The organism is Microbispora siamensis, assembly GCF_016863095.1.
Taxonomy (GTDB): Bacteria; Actinomycetota; Actinomycetes; order Streptosporangiales; family Streptosporangiaceae; genus Microbispora; species Microbispora siamensis.
The window spans coordinates 347,350-361,414 of sequence record NZ_BOOF01000004.1 but is presented as its reverse complement, the minus strand read 5'-3'; the positions used below and the strand labels follow the sequence as shown (position 1 = coordinate 361,414).

Genomic DNA, 14,065 nt, shown 5'->3' with positions numbered 1-14,065 from the left:
GTCCTTCCGTCGGGCCATGAGAAGACCGGAGCGAAGCGTCGTGAACTAGACCGGTTAAGTCAAAGGCGCGGCGCAGCTCACCCCCGCCGACCTGGCCGTACGGGCCGTGGACAGGTGAAATTTTCAGCCGCTATGCCTGCTCGCCACGCAGGACCGCGGCGGGGATCGGGATGGCCGGGAACGGGTTGTCCGGCAGGAGGATCAACCGGCGCGGCGTGCCGGTGTGCTCCGCGGCGTCCAGATGCAGCAGAGCCGTCCCGATGCCCGCGGCTCCCACCATGTATCCGGTGTCGGCCGTGACCTCCCCGGGCCGCAGCCGCCGATATGCCTGATACCACCGGAAGCCGGCCTCGTCGCCCGCGGTCGCGCGTCCGATCAGGTCGATCGCGAGCGTGCGCGCGAAGTCGAGGTACGGCTCACGCCCAGTGGCGGCGTACAGGCCCACGAAGCACTCGATCAGCCCGGCCGTGCCGCAGCACAGGCAGGCCACGTCCCAGTGACCCGAGGGCCGCGACCCGGGCACGCCGCTCTGCATGATTCCGTGCGCGAGCCGTTCCACCCAGTCGAGATCGCCCGGGTCGCCGGTGACCCGGTGCAGTTCGTGGAACATGCGGGCCACTCCGGCGGATCCCGAGCAGAAGCCGAGGTAGTGAAGGCGGCGGCCCTGCGGGAGGTGGTGCGGCACGAGCGCGCACCTGTCGGTGACCACGCTGACCGTCCGGACGAAGTCGGCCCCCCTGCGGGCCGCCGTGAGGAACCGCTCGTCGCGGGTCACGCCGTACAGGCGGGCGAGCAGGAACGCCGTGCCCGCCGTCCCGGGCAGGAACCCCGGGGAGACGGCGTCCACGGGCAGGTCGGGGGCGGCGTCGCCGCCGAAGCGGTGCCCGGGGACGGCGAGGCCCGCGATGCGCTCCCCCGCCTCGATCGCCACCTCCTCGTACGCCGGGACGCCGAGGATCCCGGCCGCGTGCAGCAGCGCGAGCACGATCCCCCCGTCACCGCGCTGCGCCGGGTCGCCGGTCCAGCCGATGCCGTCGCCGAACGGGCGGGCGTCGCGGACGAGGCGGTCGGCGGCGGCGCGGGCCGCCCCGAAGACCTCCTCGTCACCCGTCGCCCACCCCGTCTCCGCCATGGCGAAGACCAGACCGGCGAGCCCGTGATAGAAGGTCGGGTCACGCTGCTCCGGCCAGGTGACGGCGAGCCTGCGGGCGCCCGCGAGCGCGTCCTCCAGGTAGGCCTCGTGGCCGGTGGCGGCGGCGAGTTCGAGGAAGAACAGCACGACGCCGGCCGCGCCGGCGTAGAGGGACGAGACGTCACCGGCCCCGGCCGACCGCCCCCGGGGATCGGGGTTGGCCCGCCATCGCCGTCCCAGGTCGTCGTCGACCGCCGCCGACCGCACCCAGCGCGCGGCCGTGACGGCGGCGGTGACAGGTGTCTCGCGGGGCCAGGCGCTCATCACCCCAGTCTCCCACAAAGCTGGTAGGAAATTAAGGCTACTGTTCTTCCATTCGGAAGCCTACGGGGAGTCGCGCGCCGATCACACCGTCCGCGCGGGAACGTCCGGGTGACGTGCCGCGAGAACGGGGGTCGGCGGTGGCGCGGACGGGAGCCCGAGCAGCGTCCTGGCATGGTCGATCGCGGCCGGCGTGTCCGGGAAGACGAGCCCGTCGCGCCGGAGGTGGCCGGCCACTCCGAGCCCGCCGAGGACCTCGTCGTGGCCAGGCCGGATGCCCGACAGCAGCACGGTGATCCCCTTTCCTTCCAGCCGTCTGATCGCGTCCCCGAGGACACCCGCGCCCGTGGCGTCGATCGTGGACACGCGCGACATGCGCAGGATGACCACCCGCACGTCGGCGACCTCCGACAGCTCAAGCAGAAAGCGGTGGGCCGCGCCGAAGAACAGCGGGCCGTCGAACCGGTAGGCCACGATGTGCTCGGACAGCAGGCGCCGTTCCTCGTCGCCGTGGTCGCCGGTCTCCAGCGGGACCTGCTCGATCTGTGCGCTGCGCGCGACGGCCCGCAGGGCGAGCACGATCGCGACTCCGACGCCGACCGCGACCGCGGTGACGAGGTCGAACACGACGGTGACGGCGAAGGTGAGGATCATCACCGCGGCGTCGCCCCGGGTGGAGCGGGCGATGGCGCGCAGCGACCCGACCTCGACCATGCGGACCGTCGTGGCCAGCAGCACCCCGGCCAGCGCGGCGAGCGGGATCCGCCCGACGAGGCCGCCCGCGCTGAACACGATGACGGCCAGAACGACGGCGTGCGTGAGGGCGGCCAGGCGCGAGCGGGCGCCCGAGCGCACGTTGACGGCCGTACGGGCGATCGCGGCGGTGGCGGGGATGCCGCCGAAGAGCGGGGAGACGACGTTCGCCAGGCCCTGCCCGAACAGCTCGCGGTCGGGGTCGTGCCGCTCCCCCACGCTCATGGCGTCGGCGACCGAGGCGCACAGCAGACTCTCGAGGGCCCCGAGGGCGGCCACGGCGAGGGCCGCGGGGAGCAGCGAGGTGACGGCGCCGCCATCGAGGAAGGGGTCGAGGAAGCCGATCGACGGCGCGGGCAGCCCGGCCGGCAGCGTTCCGATGCGGGCGACGTCCAGCCCGGCGACCTCGGCCACGACCGTCGCGGCCACGACCGTCAGGAAGGAGAACGGCACCGCGGGCCGCCACCGCGCGCCGAGCAGCATGACCCCGGCGACCACGAGCGCCATCGCGATCGGCACCGGATGCGGGTCGCGCGCGAAGTTCGCGACCGCGTTCCCCGCCGCCTGCCACACCCGCTCCCCCTCGCCGGTCACGCCGAGCGCCGCGGGCAACTGCTGGAGCGCGATGACGACGGCGATGCCCGCCGTGAAGCCCTCGATGACGGGGGTCGGCATGTAGCGGGCGTACCTGCCGATTCGGGCCAGCGCGAGCACCACGAGCACGATCCCGGCGAGCAGACCGACCGCGAGCACTCCGGCAGGGCCGTGACTGTGCACGATCGGGACGAGGACGACGGTCATGGCCCCCGTGGGCCCCGACACCTGGAGGTTGCTGCCGCCGAAGACGGCGGCGATCACGCCCGCGACGACGGCGGTCGCCAGGCCGGCCTGCGCGCCGAGCCCGGAGCCGACCCCGAAGGCCAGCGCGAGCGGCAGGGCCACCACCGCGACCGTGAGCCCGGCGATCAGGTCGCGGCCGGGGCTGCGGCGGGCCGGTCGCCAGTCGGCGGGCGAGGGCAGCAGCCCTGCGACCCGGCCGTACAGCCGCCTGGCCGCGCCGGTCACTCGGCCGCCTCCGCCTGGAGCTCGGCCAGCAGCTCGCCCTGGCCGGTGATCATATCGGTGAGGATCCGCCGGGCCGCCGCGAGCAGGTCCACGACGTCGGGGGTGGCCAGCGAGTAGACCACCGTGCCGCCCTCCCTGACCGCGCTGACCAGGCCTGTGCGGCGCAGCACGGCGAGCTGCTGGGACAGGTTCGACGCCTCCACCTCGATCTCGTTGAGCAATTCGCGGACCGGGCGGGGGCCGTCCCGCAGAAGTTCGAGCACGCGGATGCGCACCGGATGTCCCAGGGTGCGGAAGAAGTCGGCCTTGGCTTGGTAGAGCGGGACGGGCATCGGGGTCACTCCGCCTCTCCCGCCGCCTCCGGGCTGATCCCGTGATCGGCGGCCAGGCGGTTCAGGTTGTCGAGACGGCCCGAGGCGACCTGGACGCCGTGCTCGTCGCCGCTCTCCCGCGCCCGCCGCAGTTCCTCGCGCACCTCCGCGAGCCGGGCGCGCAGCTCCGCCGTGAACTCGTGCATGTCGTCCTCTCCTCCGTCGGCGGAGCCAGCATATTCGTAATGTGAAGAATTCTTCAATTCAACAGCACCGCAGCCGCTCGGGCGGCCGGAGACGGGTTCAGGCGGGGCGCGGCGTGAAGGAACGGTGGTCGCGCCGCAGCGGGTGGCCCTCGGGAATCTCGACCAGCACGATCGGCAGGCCGTCGGGGTCCTCGATCCACATCTCCACCAGCCCCCACGGCTCCAGCCGGGGCGGGCGGGACACCCGCACCCCGGCCTCCACCAGCCGGTCGTGCTCCCTCTGCACGTCGCGCACCTGCAACCAGATGGCCGGCCCCTCCCGTACGTCGCCGGTGCGCGGCGAGACCTCGACGAACCCCTGCCCCAGGAAGAACACCACCCCGGGGTCCTCTACCGGGCCGAACTCCCGGTTGACGGCCAGGCCCAGGACGTCCCGGTAGAAACGGCGGCTCGCGGTCCGGTCGGCCGATCGCAGGAGTATGCGGCTGCTCAGCACTTCCACGTGACGGTCGTGCCCATTCGGGGCATGCGGTTGGGGATGGATTACGGCAAGCGGCGGCCAAGGCTTCCCGGGCCCTTAGTCCCTCCGCCGAGCGACGGACGTCGGTGCCGCCGGAGGGACGGGAACGGCAGACTGGCCGCCGACGCCCGTTGAGGATCATCGTGGAGGTTCGCATGACTGAAGACACGGCTCCCGCCGGCATGCCGCGCCTGGACAAGCTCGACCGCGAGGAGTGCCTGCGGCTGATCTCGCCGGGCGGTGTGGGCAGGGTCGCCTTCAACAACCCGGCCGGGCCCGTGATCCTGCCGGTCAACTACACGATCGAGCAGGGCGCCGTCTTGTTCCGCACCGCTCTCGGCGGCCCGATGGACGCCGACCTGCGCACGGGGATCGAGGGGGCCGACTTCATGGTGGCCTTCGAGGTGGACCACATCGACGAGAGCACCCGGGAGGGCTGGAGCGTGCTCGTACGCGGCGGGGCCCACCACATCACCGGCGACGTGAACAAGAACGCCGTGGAGTCGTGGGCGGGCGGCGACCGTCCGCTCTACATCCGGATCTCGCCCAACGAGGTCAGCGGCCGGCGCATCCGGCACGCCTGATGGACGCCTGGGTCGTGGCCCGGCCGGGGCCCGTCGCGACGCGACCGCTGGAACGGGCCGTGCTGCCGGACCCCGTGCCCGGGCCGGGGGAACTGCTGGTCCGCGTCGAGGCGTGCGCGGTCTGCCGCACCGACCTGCACCTCGCCGAGGGCGACCTCCCCCCGAGGCGCCCCCGTACGGTTCCCGGGCACGAGGTCGTGGGGCGGGTGGCGGGGCTCGGCCCGGACACGGCGGGGCCGCCGGTGGGCACCCGCGTGGGGGTGGCCTGGCTGCGCTCGACCTGCGGCCGGTGCCGCTACTGCCTGCACGGCGCGGAGAACCTGTGCCCCGCGTCCACCTACACCGGCTGGGACGCCGACGGCGGGTACGCGGAACTGCTGACCGCCCCCGCGGCGTACGTCTACCCGCTGCCCGCGGACACCCCGGCCGAGACGCTCGCCCCGCTGCTGTGCGCGGGGATCATCGGATATCGCGCGCTGGTCCGCGCCGACCTGCCCCCGAGCGGGCGGCTCGGGATCTACGGGTTCGGCGCCTCGGCCCATCTGACCGCCCAGATCGCGATCGCCGAGGGCGCGACCGTGCACGTGATGACGAGGTCCGCGGCGGCCAGGGAGCTCGCGCTCCGGCTGGGCGCGGCCTCCGCCGCGGGCAGCGCCGACCCGCCGCCGGAACCCCTGGACGCGGCCATCCTGTTCGCCCCGGTGGGCGACCTCGTGCCGGTCGCGCTGGCCGCGCTCGACCGGGGCGGCACACTCGCGGTGGCGGGGATCCACCTCACCGACATCCCGGTGCTGAACTACCAGCGCCATCTGTTCCAGGAGCGGACGCTGCGCAGCGTCACGGCCAACACCCGCGACGACGGGCGGGAGTTCCTGCGGCTGGCGGCCCTCCACCACCCGCGGGTCACGACGACGCTCTACTCCTTCGACGCCGCCGACCAGGCCCTGGCCGACCTGGCCGCCGACCGCGTCGGAGGGGCCGCCGTCCTGCTCATGGACGGGTGACGGACGGCACCGGCTCCAGGTGGAACAGGCCGCCTTTCACGTCCACCACGTCTTCCGCCGGACGCGCCGTCCTCCCGGCCAGCGCCATCAGCACGTCGGTGGTGGTGACCAGGCCCCGCAGGATCTCGTCCGGCCCGAGCACGCAGACCGCGCCGCAGTCGGCGTCGGCCATCAGCGCGGCCACCTCGGACAGCGGGGCGTCCGGGGCGACCCGGGGACAGCGCCGCCCCTGCACGAGCGTGCGCACCGCCGTCCGGGACTGCTCGGCGGGGCCGCCCGACCAGTGCGCGGCGACGTCCTCCCGCCCGAGCACGCCGACGAGCCGGCAGCGGGCGTCCACGACCGGGAGGTGGTGCACGCCGGCCCGCCACATCAGCTCCCAGGCCATCAGCGGCGACTCGTCCGGCTCCACCGTGACGAGCGTCCGGGTCATCACCTCGGACGCGGTCGTGGTCTCGACGCTCATCGGTCCTTCCCGCCTTCCGCCGGGCCGGCCCGCCGGGGCGCGCCCGCGGAGACCGCCCGGTCCACGTCGTCCGTCTCGTAGGAGATGAAGGAGTCGACGTCCACCACGCCGTCCACCTGCCAGACCTCCTCGATCAGGGCGCAGAGCTGGGAACGCCGCTCCACGCCGCCGTCGAGGTGGACGATCCCGTCCTCGACCCGTACGGCGCACTGCCGGGAGTAGCGCGACACCACCTCGATGACGTCGTCGCGGAGGTCCTCCGGGGGCCGGCAGAACGCTCTGATCAGGTCGGACTGTTTGACCAGCCCGGTGATGCGACCGGTCTGCCCGTCCACCACCGGCAGTTCCTTGATCCTGTTGCGGTGCATCAGACAGGCCGCCCGCCGCAGCGGGGTGTCCTCGGTGACGGTGATCGCGGGGCTGCTCATGATCTGGGCGGCGGTGCGGCCGCTCGCCTTCCTGCGCTCCCTGCGGCGGAACGGCCCCTCGATGAGCAGGTCGCCGGGCCGCCGGTCGAGGTCCTTGAGCAGCAGGTCGTCGTCGCTCACCATGCCGAGCACGCGCCGGTCCCCGTCCACGACCGGGACGGCCCCGACGTGGAACCGGCACATCGCGGTGACCACGTCGGTGAACGAGGCCGTCGCCTCGACGGCGACCACGAACCTGTTCATGACGTCGCGGACGGTCATCGGCATGGCGCCCTCCTTCGTCTTCCCCAGCCTTGGCCACGATCGGCGGCGGGGCGACCGGCGAACGTCCCCCTACCGTGGGACCTATGTCCCGGGAGTGCCGATCAGGGAAGATCCGCCAGTACCGTGTGAGTTGTGCAGAATGCCGCGATCCTCACCGTCGATGACGACCCTTCCGTCTCCCGGGCCGTGGCTCGTGACGTACGCCGCCGATACGGCGACCGCTACCGGGTGATCCGGGCCGAGTCCGGCCCCAGCGCGCTCGACGCGCTGCGCGAGATCAAGCTGCGCGGCGAGCAGGTCGCCGTCATGCTGGCCGACTACCGGATGCCCCAGATGAACGGCATCGAGTTCCTCGAGGCCGCCATGGACATCTTCCCGCTGGCGCGCAGGGTGCTGCTGACCGCGTACGCGGACACCGACGCGGCCATCAACGCGATCAACATCGTCGACCTCGACCACTACCTGCTCAAGCCGTGGAACCCGCCGGAGGAGAAGCTCTACCCGGTGCTGGACGCGCTGCTGGAGTCCTGGCTCGCCACCCCCGCGGTGACGATGCCGGAGACCAAGGTCGTGGCACATCGCTGGTCGGCGCAGTCGTTCACGGTGCGCGACTTCCTGGCCCGCAACCTCGTGCCGTACCGCTGGCTGCGGGCCGACGAGGCCGAGGGCGTACGCCTGCTGACCGCCGCCGGGATGAGCGAGGCGGACGTGCCGGTGGTGATCACCACGGACGGCAAGGCCCTGGCGCGGCCCACGGAGGCCGATCTCGCCGCGCACGTCGGCATGGCCACCACGCCGGCCTCGGACCTCTACGACCTCGCCGTGATCGGCGCGGGCCCCGCCGGCCTCGGCGCCGCGGTGTACGGCGCGTCGGAGGGACTGCGCACCCTGCTCGTGGAGCAGCGGGCCACCGGCGGCCAGGCCGGGCAGAGCAGCCGGATCGAGAACTACCTGGGCTTCCCCGACGGGGTCTCCGGCGCCCAGCTCACCGACCGCGCCCGCAGGCAGGCGCTGAAGTTCAACACCGAACTGCTCACCACCCGGGAGGTCGTCGGCCTCGAAAGGAACGGTTCGGCCACCCTGCTGCACTTCGGCGACGGCACCGCCGTGACGGCGCACACGGTCGTGCTGGCGACCGGCGTGTCCTACCGGCTCCTGGACGCGCCCGGCCTGGCCGACCTGACCGGCCGGGGCGTCTTCTACGGAGCCGCCGCCACCGAGGCCCCGAGCTGCGCCGGGGAAGAGGTCTACATCGTGGGCGGGGCGAACTCGGCCGGGCAGGCGGCGGTGTACTTCTCCCGGTACGCCCGGAAGGTGCACATGCTCATCCGGGGAGAGGACCTCACCCGGTCGATGTCGCGGTATTTGATCGATCAGATCGAGGCCATTCCGTCGATCGAGGTCCATCCGCGCACGCAGGTGGTCGGCGGCGAGGGCCGCGACCATCTGGAGCGCCTGATCCTGTGCGACGGGCGGACCGGCCTGACGACCGCCGTCCCGGCCTCGTGGCTGTTCGTCTTCATCGGGGCGGAACCGCGCACCGACTGGCTCGGCGACGTGGTCGCCCGCGACGCAGGCGGCTACGTGCTGACCGGGTCCGACCTGCTCGCGGACGGCCGCCGCCCGGCCGGATGGACGCCGTCCAGGGACCCCTATCACCTGGAGTCGAGCATGCCCGGCGTCTTCGCGGCGGGCGACGTGCGGGCCGGATCGGTCAAGCGCGTGGCCTCGGCCGTGGGCGAGGGCGCGATGGCGGTCTCGCTCGTCCACCGTTATCTGGAGGCTCGATGACCGACCACCCGAGTGAGCCGACACTGTCGCCTGACGAGCTGCGCACCCTGTTCCTGTTCGAGGCGCTGGACGACGCGCAGCTCGCCCGCCTGTCGGAGGCGGGCCGGGTGGAGCGGCGGCTCCCCGGGACCCGCGTCTACCAGGAGGGCGACCCCGCCACCTGCTTCTTCGTGCTGCTGCGCGGCACGGTCGCGATGAGCAGGCGGGTGCAGGGCGACGAGGTCGAGGTGAGCCGCACCGACCAGCGCGGGGTGTACGGCGGCGCCACCCAGGCGTACATCACGGGGGAATTCTCCCAGCTCTACATGAACACGCTGACCGCGGTCACCGACGCCGAGTTCTTCGTGCTCCCGGCCGAGGTGATCGGGGCCTGCGTGCGCGAGTGGTTCCCGATGGCGATGCACCTGCTCGAGGGGCTGTTCCTCGGCATGCGCGCCACCCAGACGATCGTCGGCGAGCGGGAGCGGCTGCTCGCGCTCGGCTCGCTGTCGGCCGGCCTGACGCACGAGCTGAACAACCCCGCGGCCGCCGCCGTACGGGCGACGTCGGCGCTGCGCGAGCGGGTGGCGGGCATGCGGCACAAGCTCGCCATGATCGCCGACGGGCGGCTGGACGGCAGTCAGCTGCACGACCTGGTGGAGCTCCAGGAGGACGCGGTCAAGCGGTCGGCCTCCGCCCCCGACCTCACGCCGCTGGCGCGCTCCGACGCCGAGGACGCGGTCGCCGACTGGCTGGACGACCACGACATCGTCGGCGGCTGGGACCTGGCGGCGACGCTGGTGGCCGGCGGCCTCGACGCGGCCTGGCTGGACCAGATCGCCGGGGCGGTGGGCGAGGAGAACCTGGAGGCCGCGGTCCGGTGGCTCACCTACACGGTGGACACCGAACTGCTGATGTGCGAGATCGACGACGCGGTCAACCGGATCTCCGGCCTGGTCGCCGCCGCCAAGCAGTACTCCCAGCTCGACCGTGCCCCGCACCAGATCGTCGACGTGCACGATCTGCTCGACGCCACGCTGACCATGCTGCACGGCAAGATCCCCGAGGGCGTCCGCACGGTCAAGGAGTACGACAGGTCGCTGCCGCCCATCCCGGCGTACGCGGCGGAGCTGAACCAGGTGTGGACCAACCTCATCGACAACGCGCTCGGCGCGATGGACGGCACGGGCACGCTGACCCTCCGCACCCGGCGCAAGGACGGCCACCTGATCGTGGAGGTCGGCGACACCGGCCCCGGCATCCCGCCCGAGGTCCGGCCCCGCATCTTCGAGCCGTTCTTCACCACCAAGCCCGTCGGCGAGGGCACCGGCCTGGGCCTGGACATCTCCTATCGGATCGTGGTCAACAAGCACCACGGGGACATCAGGGTGGACTCGCGTCCCGGCGACACCCGGTTCCGGGTCTACCTGCCGGTGGACCAGGCGACGCGGGAGCCCGTTCGATAAGGCCATCCGTACGGCCTGGCCGTACAGTGTGGGCATGGGCATGGTCAGCACCGTGGGTCTCGTCCTGCACCCGCAACGCGACTCCAAGGAGGCGATCGACACGATCGTCGAGTGGGCGCGCAAGCGGGACTGCACGGTGCTCGGGCTGCCCGACGAGGTCGGCCGCATCGACTGCAGCGCGATCGCGGTGGACGCCCCGACCCTGGTCAGGCGGTCCGACCTGCTCGTCAGCCTCGGCGGCGACGGCACGATGCTGCGCACGATGCGCCTGATCGCCGGGCGGCCGACCCCCGTCCTCGGGGTCAACCTCGGGCGGCTCGGCTTCCTCGCCGAGATCGACGTGGACGAGCTGGCGCCCGCGCTGTCCGCCATCGACGAGCACAGATACACGGTCGAGCCGCGCATGGCGGTCCGGGCGACCAGCCACGACGGCCGTATGGTGACCGCGTTCAACGACATCGCCCTCGTCCGTATCCCCGGCGACGGGCTCGCGGCCGTGTCCGTCTCGGTCTACGGCGAGCCGTTCGTCCGGTACGCCGCCGACGCCGTGATCGTCTCCACCTCCACCGGGTCCACCGCGTACAGCTTCTCGGCGGGCGGCCCGATCGTCTCCCCCACCGTCGAGGGTTTCCTCGTCGTCCCGGCCGCCGCCCACTCGGCGTTCAACCGGGCGCTGGTCCTGTCGGCGGACGAGGAGGTGACGCTCGACGTGCTCCCGACCAGCGGGCAGCTCGCGCTGGAGGTCGACGGCACCATCGGCGGCCACTTGTGTCCCGGCGACCGGCTCACGGTGACCGCGCTGCGCGCCGCCGCCCGCGTGGTGCGGCTCGGGACGACCACCTTCTACGAGCGGGCCCGCCGCAAGCTGCGCGTGAACGGCAGCGCCGAGGTCGACTGACCCGCCGCCCCGCACGCCGCGGATCGTACGGCTTGACCTGGAGCACGCTCCAGTTCCTAGCGTCCTTCTCATGACGACACAGCACGAGATCGGCCAGCACAGGATCGGCAGTGGTTTCGGTGCCCGCAGCACCGCGCGTGAGGTGCTCGCGGGAATCGATCTGTCCGGGCGGACGGCCCTGGTCACCGGGGGCTACTCCGGGCTCGGCCTGGAGACGACGCGGGCGCTGAGCGCGGCGGGAGCTCAGGTGATCGTCCCCGCGCGCAGGCCGGCGGCGGCGAAGGAGGCGCTGCGCGACATCCCGGGCACGGAGACCCGCGAACTCGACCTGGCGGACCTGCACAGCGTTCGCGTGTTCGCGGAGACGCTTGTGGAGACCGGCAGGACCATCGACATCCTCATCGCCAACGCGGGCATCATGGCCTGCCCGGAGACCCGCGTCGGTCCCGGGTGGGAGGCCCACTTCGCGGTCAACCACCTCGGTCACTTCGCCCTCGTCAACCGCCTCCGCCCGGCCCTGGCCCCCGGAGGGTCGCGGGTGGTGTCGGTGTCCTCCGCCGCCCACTTCGCGACCGGGATCCGATGGAACGACATCCACTTCCGCGACGGGTACGACAGGTGGCTGGCCTACGGCCAGTCGAAGACGGCGAACATCCTGTTCGCCGTGCGTCTCGACGCGCTCGGGGCGGCCTCCGGCGTACGGGCCTTCTCCCTGCACCCGGGCGAGATCCTCACTCCCCTCCAGCGGCACATCCCCCGCGAGGAGCAGATCGCCCTGGGCTGGATCTCTCCCGACGGCACGGCGGCGGAGGGCTTCAAGACCCCGGAGCAGGGCGCGGCCACGACGGTCTGGGCGGCGACCTCTCCCCTGCTCGCGGAGCACGGCGGGGTCTACTGCCAGGACTGCGACGTCGCCGAGGTCGCCACGGCCGACGACATGAAGAGCGGAGGGGTCAAGCCGTGGGCGATCGACCCGGAGGAGGCGTCCCGGCTCTGGGACCTGTCGTGCGAGCTCACCGGCGTCGACGCGTTCTCCTGACGCGGACGGCCGGGGCGGCGCACGCGTGCCGGCCCCGGGACCGCGTCCGCATGGCCTACAGCAGGCTCTCGATCTCGGACAGCTCCTCGGCGGTGAGCGGGGGCGCGGCCAGGGCGGCGACGTTCTGTTCGAGCTGCTCGACCGAGCTCGCCCCGACCAGCACGGACGTGACCCGCCGATCGCGCAGGATCCACGCCAGTGCGAGCTGCGCGAGCGACTGGCCGCGCTCCTGGGCGATCTTGTTGAGGCCGCGCAGGGTCTCCAGCAGTTCAGGGGTGAGCCGGTCGCGCTTCAGGAAGTGGCCGATCGCCATCCGCGAGTCGGCCGGCACCTCGCCGTCGAGGTAGCGCCCGGTGAGCAGGCCCTGGGCCAGCGGCGAGTAGGCGATGCATCCCGCCCCGGCCCGCTCCAGCGTGTCCAGCAGGCCGTCCTCCACCCAGCGGTCCAGCATGGAGTAGCGCGGCTGGTGGATCAGGAGCGGGGTGCCCAGCTCGCGCAGCACGGCGGCGGCCCGCTCGGTCTGCTCGGCCGAGTAGTTCGAGATGCCCACGTAGAGCGCCTTGCCGGAGCGCACCGCCGTGTCGAGGGCGCCCATCGTCTCCTCGATCGGGGTGTCCGGGTCGGGCCGGTGGGAGTAGAAGACGTCGACGTAGTCGAGGCCCATCCGGCTCAGCGACCGATCGAGGCTCGCCAGCAGATACTTGCGCGACCCCCACTCGCCGTACGGCCCGGGCCACATGTCGTAGCCCGCCTTCGTCGAGATGAACAGCTCGTCGCGGTAGGGCCGGAAGTCCGCGCGCAGGTGGCGGCCGAAGTTCTCCTCCGCCGAGCCGTACGGCGGGCCGTAGTTGTTGGCCAGGTCGAAGTGGGTGATGCCGAGGTCGAAGGCCCGGCGCAGGACGGCGCGCTGCACGTCGAGCGGGTGGCCGTCGCCGAAGTTGTGCCACAGCCCGAGGGAGATCTCGGGAAGCAGCACGCCACTCCTTCCGCTGCGCCGGTACCGCATGTCGTCGTATCGAGCGGGGGCGGGGACGTAGGGGTGCGGGATCATGCGTGGCCTTTCTTGCGCGACTGGGCCGGTCCTTTGCCGCGGCCTTACTCAAGGACTACCAGCAAACCGCACATGTCAACGGCGCAGGCAGGGGGCGGCGCTCAGCCGGGCGGGTGGTCGGCACAGGGCGGAGCGGCTGGGGCGGGGGTGGTCGGCACAGGGGGGGCGGCGCTCAGCCGGGCGGTTGAGCCGGGCGAGCACGCACGCGCGTCTTGTCCCCGCGCGGGCCGAAGATGTGGAGGATCTCGACGGAGCGCTCGCCACGCGGGCCGAACCAGTGCGGCTCGGCCGTGTCGAACTCGGCCACCTCGCCGGGTCCGAGCGTGAGCTCGCGGTCCCCGAGCACGAGCAGCAGTTCTCCCGCGAGAACGAGCAGCCATTCGTACCCGGCGTGCGTGACGAGCCTGCGCGGGCCCGGGGCGATGACCTGCTTGAAGACCTGGAGGCGGCCCGGATAGCGCGTCAGCGGCACGATGACGGTCCCGTCGCGCTTGCGGTGCCGCACCGGGGTCAGGTGGACCCTCGGGTCGCCGGTCGCCGGGGCGGCGATGAGCTGGTCCAGCGCGACGCGGTGTGCCCGCGCGATCGGGATCAGGAGTTCGAGGGTGGGGCGCCTCTTGCCGGACTCCAGCCGCGACAGGCCACTCACCGAAATGCCGGTCGCCGCCGACAGCGCCTCCAGGGTCATGCCGCGGTCACGGCGAAGCGCCCGCAGCCGGGGCCCGATCGAGGCGAGCGTCTGCTCCAGTTCGGCGTCCACGCCTGCCAGCGTGGCCGGATTTTGCGG

General features: G+C 72.8%; 15 protein-coding genes. 6 read left to right on the top strand and 9 right to left on the bottom strand.

Features of this window, described 5'->3' with window-relative positions:
• Positions 1 to 130: 130 nt before the first annotated feature.
• From Msi02_RS06065 to Msi02_RS06045, 5 genes are all read right to left on the bottom strand, one after another.
• Positions 131 to 1,456, bottom strand: a complete 1,326-nt coding sequence (locus tag Msi02_RS06065) for a lanthionine synthetase LanC family protein (protein ID WP_204047417.1) — start codon at positions 1,454 to 1,456, stop codon at positions 131 to 133.
• An 81-nt stretch (positions 1,457 to 1,537) separates the two neighbouring features.
• Positions 1,538 to 3,271: a SulP family inorganic anion transporter gene (locus tag Msi02_RS06060; RefSeq protein ID WP_239108156.1), complete on the bottom strand. Its 1,734-nt coding sequence runs from the start codon at positions 3,269 to 3,271 to the stop codon at positions 1,538 to 1,540.
• Positions 3,268 to 3,603, bottom strand: coding sequence for an ArsR/SmtB family transcription factor (locus Msi02_RS06055; protein WP_079312867.1), 336 nt, complete (start codon positions 3,601 to 3,603; stop codon positions 3,268 to 3,270). The genes Msi02_RS06060 and Msi02_RS06055 overlap by 4 nt, the downstream gene beginning before the upstream one ends.
• A gap of 5 nt (positions 3,604 to 3,608) precedes the next feature.
• Positions 3,609 to 3,788, bottom strand: a complete 180-nt coding sequence (locus Msi02_RS06050) for a hypothetical protein (protein WP_079312473.1) — start codon at positions 3,786 to 3,788, stop codon at positions 3,609 to 3,611.
• A 97-nt stretch (positions 3,789 to 3,885) separates the two neighbouring features.
• Complete coding sequence (locus tag Msi02_RS06045; RefSeq protein WP_204047416.1) at positions 3,886 to 4,290, bottom strand: VOC family protein; 405 nt, start codon at positions 4,288 to 4,290, stop codon at positions 3,886 to 3,888.
• Positions 4,291 to 4,463: 173 nt separating this feature from the next.
• Between Msi02_RS06045 and Msi02_RS06040 the strand changes: the two genes are divergently transcribed.
• Positions 4,464 to 4,892 (top strand): pyridoxamine 5'-phosphate oxidase family protein, encoded by a 429-nt coding sequence (locus tag Msi02_RS06040; protein ID WP_204047415.1) that lies wholly within the window; start codon positions 4,464 to 4,466, stop codon positions 4,890 to 4,892.
• A complete protein-coding gene (locus tag Msi02_RS06035; protein ID WP_204047414.1) occupies positions 4,892 to 5,896 on the top strand; it encodes a zinc-binding alcohol dehydrogenase family protein in 1,005 nt (334 codons plus the stop codon). Before Msi02_RS06040 ends, Msi02_RS06035 begins: the two co-directional genes overlap by 1 nt.
• Here the strand turns inward: Msi02_RS06035 and Msi02_RS06030 are convergent.
• Positions 5,883 to 6,362 carry a CBS domain-containing protein gene (locus Msi02_RS06030; RefSeq protein WP_204047413.1) on the bottom strand — a complete coding sequence of 160 codons (480 nt, stop codon included), beginning with the start codon at positions 6,360 to 6,362 and terminating at the stop codon, positions 5,883 to 5,885. The genes Msi02_RS06035 and Msi02_RS06030 overlap by 14 nt on opposite strands.
• Positions 6,359 to 7,057, bottom strand: coding sequence for a CBS domain-containing protein (locus Msi02_RS06025; protein ID WP_204047412.1), 699 nt, complete (start codon positions 7,055 to 7,057; stop codon positions 6,359 to 6,361). Before Msi02_RS06025 ends, Msi02_RS06030 begins: the two co-directional genes overlap by 4 nt.
• Before the next feature lie 129 nt (positions 7,058 to 7,186).
• Here Msi02_RS06025 and Msi02_RS06020 point away from each other — a divergent pair, with 129 nt between their 5' ends.
• The 4 genes from Msi02_RS06020 (at position 7,187) to Msi02_RS06005 (ending at position 12,227) form a co-directional block, all read left to right on the top strand.
• The gene (locus tag Msi02_RS06020; protein WP_204047411.1) at positions 7,187 to 8,845 is read left to right on the top strand and encodes an NAD(P)/FAD-dependent oxidoreductase; all 1,659 of its coding nucleotides are present in this window, start codon (positions 7,187 to 7,189) and stop codon (positions 8,843 to 8,845) included.
• A complete protein-coding gene (locus tag Msi02_RS06015; protein ID WP_079312483.1) occupies positions 8,842 to 10,290 on the top strand; it encodes an ATP-binding protein in 1,449 nt (482 codons plus the stop codon). The genes Msi02_RS06020 and Msi02_RS06015 overlap by 4 nt, the downstream gene beginning before the upstream one ends.
• A 34-nt stretch (positions 10,291 to 10,324) precedes the next feature.
• The gene (locus Msi02_RS06010; protein ID WP_239108155.1) at positions 10,325 to 11,188 is read left to right on the top strand and encodes an NAD(+)/NADH kinase; all 864 of its coding nucleotides are present in this window, start codon (positions 10,325 to 10,327) and stop codon (positions 11,186 to 11,188) included.
• A gap of 70 nt (positions 11,189 to 11,258) precedes the next feature.
• Complete coding sequence (locus Msi02_RS06005; protein WP_204047410.1) at positions 11,259 to 12,227, top strand: SDR family NAD(P)-dependent oxidoreductase; 969 nt, start codon at positions 11,259 to 11,261, stop codon at positions 12,225 to 12,227.
• A gap of 55 nt (positions 12,228 to 12,282) precedes the next feature.
• Here Msi02_RS06005 and mgrA read toward each other — a convergent pair whose 3' ends face one another.
• Positions 12,283 to 13,278, bottom strand: a complete 996-nt coding sequence (mgrA, locus tag Msi02_RS06000) for an L-glyceraldehyde 3-phosphate reductase (protein WP_204047409.1) — start codon at positions 13,276 to 13,278, stop codon at positions 12,283 to 12,285.
• Positions 13,279 to 13,450: 172 nt separating this feature from the next.
• A complete protein-coding gene (locus tag Msi02_RS05995; RefSeq protein ID WP_204047408.1) occupies positions 13,451 to 14,038 on the bottom strand; it encodes a helix-turn-helix domain-containing protein in 588 nt (195 codons plus the stop codon).
• Between the last annotated feature and the right edge of the window lie 27 nt (positions 14,039 to 14,065).